The organism is Micrococcus sp. KRD096 (genome assembly GCF_017168495.1).
GTDB lineage: Bacteria > Actinomycetota > Actinomycetes > Actinomycetales > Micrococcaceae > Micrococcus > Micrococcus luteus.
The window spans coordinates 40,809-45,695 of sequence record NZ_JABFAY010000001.1; the positions used below are offsets into that span (position 1 = coordinate 40,809).

Annotated in this window: 4 protein-coding genes; all 4 read right to left on the minus strand. The window is 65.5% G+C overall.

Annotated features, from left to right (window positions below; all coding sequences use genetic code 11):
- On the minus strand, positions 1 to 1,003 hold a 1,003-nt coding region (locus tag J1M41_RS00220), incomplete at its 3' end, for an IS481 family transposase (RefSeq protein WP_206450907.1).
- 634 nt (positions 1,004 to 1,637) lie between these two features.
- Entirely contained in the window at positions 1,638 to 1,790 is a 153-nt protein-coding gene (locus J1M41_RS00225; RefSeq protein ID WP_206450908.1) for an integrase core domain-containing protein, read from the minus strand.
- Positions 1,791 to 1,901: 111 nt separating this feature from the next.
- Positions 1,902 to 2,972 carry an IS110 family transposase gene (locus J1M41_RS00230; RefSeq protein WP_041103455.1) on the minus strand — a complete coding sequence of 357 codons (1,071 nt, stop codon included), beginning with the start codon at positions 2,970 to 2,972 and terminating at the stop codon, positions 1,902 to 1,904.
- Positions 2,973 to 3,124: 152 nt separating this feature from the next.
- A complete protein-coding gene (locus tag J1M41_RS00235) occupies positions 3,125 to 4,468 on the minus strand; it encodes an IS256-like element ISMlu11 family transposase (protein ID WP_206450909.1) in 1,344 nt (447 codons plus the stop codon).
- Between the last annotated feature and the right edge of the window lie 419 nt (positions 4,469 to 4,887).

Genomic DNA, 4,887 nt, shown 5'->3' on the forward strand with positions numbered 1-4,887 from the left:
TGTAGGAGGTCATGACGTTGTTGACTCGGGCCGGGGCCAACGAGGCCGGCGGGGCGTTCCCGCAGGAGGTATGAGGCCGATGGTAGTTGTAGTGGTTCACCCACACGGCCAGCGCCTCACGCCGAGCTGTCTCTGAGGTATACGGGCGGGCGTAGAGGACCTCGTCCACCATCAGCCGGTTGTAGCGTTCGACCTTCCCGTTATGGCGCGGGGTGTAGGGGCGGATCCGGTGGTGCCGGCCCCCGAGCGAGACCACCTTGGCGGTGAAGTCCACGGCCCGGTAGTTGTTCCCGTTGTCCGTGATCACCCTGTCGATCCGGATGCCGTGGGCGGCGAAGAACGCCCTCGCCCGGCAGTAGAAGCTCACGGTCGTGGCCGCCCGCTCGTCCTCCAACGCCTCGGTGTACGCCAGGCGGGTGAACCCGTCGATCGCCGAGTGCAGATAGGTGTACCCGACCCGTCGGCCAGGCCCGCGCTTGGCCGCTCGCGCGTTCTCGGAGTCCCGGCCGTGAGCACGCCAGCCGCCCCCCTCGGGGATGCGCCCGATCTTCTTCACGTCCAGGTGCACCATGTGCCCCGGCCCTCTCGCGGTGATCTTCTGGGGTCGTTGGCGCAGGTCTTCTCCGGCCGGGGTCAGGTCCCGTAAGCGGGAGATCCCGAGTCGGTGCAGCCACCGTCCCACGGTACGAAGACACACCCGGTGGCCCTCGGAGACGAGGTGGTGATGGATCCGGCGGGCCGACCACTTCTCCCTGCGACGCAGGGTCTGGATCTGAGCCACCACCTCGGGGTCGAGCTGGGCAGGTGAACGGTGCGGCCGGCTGGGCAGGTCCTGAAGGCCGGCTTCTCCCTGGGCGCGGTAGCGGGCGACCCAGGTGGCCACCGTGGGGCGGCTGACGCGGAACTCGGCGGCGACATGGGCTTGGGGGATCCCGTCGTGCAGGTGGCGGTGGACCATCCTGAGACGGCCGGTGGGGGTCAGGGGTGCGTTAGCGTGAGTCATGAGTGGGTCTTTTCGGGCAGGTGGGTGGTGTAGGAACTTCCATCCTGCGGGAGAGGCCCGCTCGTCTCATCTCAGCCCGGCACCCATGTCAAGAACCTCATGCCCCACAACAGCTAGAGCGGTGGTTCACGTTAATGGCGCAGTGCCAGTCGCCCGCTACGGGATCTTGGCAGAAGCCCCGATGGGTTTCCCGGTTTCTCTGTATGCAGTTGAACCGCCAGATGTATTGAAGGTCGACTTCACTCAGTTGCAGTGGGTGAGGCGCTACTACGAGTTCGTACGACAACTCGCAGAAGAATGCGCGGACGACCCACGGCCAGATCGTGAGCCCATAGATGGTCGGCCGCGGGAGGGTAGGCTGGAGTGGGCCAGCATGGAGCTGCGCGTCCCCGAGGCAGTTCTGGAGTGGCTGAACGCGGAGCGAGATCTGGACGCGTGGCCAAAGGTCAAAGCTGACGCCAGGGCTGAAGTGGAAACGCTCGGTCGGTCACCTCACGTGACGATGCTCCCTGACTTGTTGATCGTCCGAACACGGGGCGTTGCATAGAGCAAATGCCGCCAGACCGTGTAGCAAAGGCACGATGTCTTCGGGCTCTAAGAAGCAAACTGAACCGTCCCCGGTTCTTTGCCGCTCCTACGCGGGTGCCAACACCCGGTGGGCTGGCGTGGAGGGGTCAGCGTAGTACGCGTACGCGGCTTCGTACTCCTCGGGAGGGATGTCGCCGAGGGTGGAGTGCAGGCGCCGGTTGTTGTACCAGTCGACCCAGCCGGCGGTGACCCACTCCACGTCGTCGATGCTGCCCAGCGGCCGGTCCGGAACGAAACACCGCCCCGGACTGCCTCGTTTGTGAACAGTCCGATCGTGGACTCGGCCAGGGCGTTGATGCTCCTATAGTTGTCAACTCGCGATCTGACCGGTGCGAGGGTTGGTCTTCACGAGGTGGTAGACCTCGCGGATCACGTACCTCTTGAGGCAGCGAATGATGTCTCGCTTGGACTTGCCCTCCGCGGTGCGTCGTGCCACGTAGGCGATCGTGGGCTCATGGAAGCGCATCCGCACGATGACTGTCCTGTAGATGGCTGCGTTCAGCTGACGGTGACCGCCATGATTGATCCGATGTTTTCCGCTGCTCATCCCTGAGCCTGTAGGCACGGGGCTGATGCCGGCGAGCTTGGCGAATGCTGCCTCGCTCTTGATCCGTTCGGGATTGTCCCCGGCCACGATTAGGATCTCCGCTGCCGTGTCCACGCCGATCCCGAACTGGTCGAGCAGGTGCGGCGCACGCGCGATCACGAGCCCCTTGATCATGGCCTCGAGCTCGAGGATCTCCTCGTTTAACGACAGCCACCGCCTGGCCAGCGACCGGAGCACATGACGATTGGCCTCCTCCGGCGTGCTCAGCGCGCGGGGGCGCAGGGAAGCGCAGCGGCGGGCGATCATCTTCTGCGTCTTCCCCTGCAGTACCTTGCGTAGATTCTCTTCGGCGTGCACGAGCATCGCCTTCAACGTGATCATCGCTGCAGAGCGGTCTTTGACCGCAGTGTCGTGAGCGACTTTGAGCTGACGGATCATTTCCACGCTCCCGTCGGCGCTCTTGGGCGTGGCGGTAGCGAAACCCGCGAGGACTGCGCGGGCCGCGTTCTCAGCGTCCAAGGTGTCGGACTTCCCGTTCAACCGACGCAGGCGTCGGTCTGGGCGCGAGACTTCCACGACCTTGTGCCCCTGGCGACGGATGTACGAGGCCAGACCAGCCCCGTAGGAGCCTGTGCCCTCGATGCCGAACGCGATGATGGTGCCGTAGTCCGCGGCCCATTCCAGTAGCTGCTGGTAACCGGCACGGTCGGTGGCGATCGTGCCGGTCGCGAGAATCCCACCGATCGAGTCCATGACGGCGGCCACGTGGATGTGCTTGTGGGTGTCCACGCCGATCACGACGTGACCGGAACGGGTGGGGGCGATCTGGCTCATATACGAGGCTGTCCTTCGGCTACGGGTGCGGGGGCGGCACCGACGCCGGTGGGCGGACAGGACTGTCACGGGGACACGGTCACGAAAATGCTCCAGGCTCCTATCAGGTCACGCCCGGAGGGCGTGTCAACTTGTCTGTGTAAGCGGGGTGGTCACAGGTAGGGGTTGATCCGGTCGGGGTAGGCCGCGGCGAGCTGGGCGAGGGCCTGCTTCCAGTTCGTGACGGCCTGGCCTTCGACGAGCCGGCCCTGGGCTTTGCGCTGGCCGGCGGGTTTGCCCCGGTCCCGAGCGCGTTCGGCGGCGCGTTTGTCTTCGATGTTGCAGATCGCCAGCCAGAGCAGCTTCACCGCCGCCTCGGTCGAGGGGAAGTGGCCGCGGTTCTTGGTCACCTTCCGTAGCTGGAAGTTCAGCCACTCGATGCTGTTGGTCGTGTAGATGACCTTGCGGAGCATGGGTGGGAACTGCAGGAACGGGATGAACCGCTCCCAGGAGTTCGCCCAGGTCGCGGCTGCAGACGGGTACTTCGTGCCGAGCTCGGAGGCCTCGAACTCGGCCAGCGCCTTCCTCGCGGTCTCTTCGTTGGGGGCAGTGTAGATCGGCTTCAGCGCGGCGGCGACCTTCTTGCGGTCCTGGTAGGCCACGAACCGCATCGCGGCCCGGATCAGGTGAACCACGCAGGTCTGGACCATCGAGTCCGGCCACGTCGCCTCGATCGCCTCCGGCAGGCCCTTGAGCCCGTCGCAGCACACGATCAGCACGTCCCGCACGCCCCGGTTGGCGAGATCGGCGCAGACGTGGGCCCAGAACGCCGAGCCCTCGGTGTCCTGGACCCAGATCCCCAGCACGTGCTTGATGCCCTCGAGGTCCACGCCGACGGCGATGTAGGCGGCACGGTTGAGGACCTGGCTGTTCTCTCGGATCTTGATCCGGATTGCGTCGAGATAGATCACCGGATAGAACTCCTCCAGCGGCCGCGACTGCCACGCCAGGACCTCTTCGCTCACGGCGTCGGTGATGTTGGAGATCGTCTCGTGCGACAGGTCCGTGCCGATCGTGGAGGCCAGGTGGTGCTGGATGTCCCGGATCGTCATTCCGCCGGCATAGAGGCTGATGATCATGTCATCCAGGCCCCCGAGGCGCCGCTGGCCCTTGGGCACCAGGCGCGGGGTGAACGACCCGCCCCGGTCTCGCGGGACGTCCAGCTCGATCGGCCCGACCTCGGACTCCACGGTCTTCGGGGTGGTCCCGTTGCGGGAGTTGGCGTGCTTCGGCGCCTCGCTCGAGCCCTTCTCGTAGCCCAGATGGCTGGTCAGCTCGGCCTGCAGGCCCCGCTCGAGCGCGGCCTTGACCAGCGCGGGCACGAACCCGCCGTCACCGGTGAGCTCGACGCCGCCCGCGTCGATCTGCGCGAATAGGGAATCAAGCTGCCCTGAGGCTTTCAGCTGCTCGACCAGGTCCTGGCCCGAGGGCTCGCCTGGGTTCTTCTCGTCGGTCATGGTCATGATTCTTACCGTTCCTCTCGGTACGGCTTACACAGACCATCTGACACGCCCCGCCCGGACCGGCGGCAGTGGTCGTACGTGCCCGGCCGCGGGCCCGACAGATCAACGCCAAGACACCATGTGGGTCAATCGTAGAGATGGGTCAGAGCACCACGGCCAGGACTTCCTCATCCTCGCGGAATCCGGCCCTCAGAGACTGACAGTCATAAGCGTCGCCGATTGACCCGATCGAGGCGGCGATGGCCTCCAGCGCCAGGGTCTCAGCGAAGGCTACGGACGTGAATTGGGCGGGTTCAACCGGTCGTTGCAACACCGTGCGTTGAGAGCGAGCGTAGCTGCTCGGCGAAGACCTCCGCGGGAGTCTTCCAGTCCAGGACCTTCCTGGGCCTGTTGTTCAGCGTGTACGCGACTGC

Coding starts and splice junctions, on each gene's coding strand:
- J1M41_RS00230 (WP_041103455.1), bottom strand. CDS start 2,972: ATGAGCCAGATCGCCCCCACCCGTTCCGGTCACGTCGTGATCGGCGTG.
- J1M41_RS00235 (WP_206450909.1), bottom strand. CDS start 4,468: ATGACCGACGAGAAGAACCCAGGCGAGCCCTCGGGCCAGGACCTGGTC.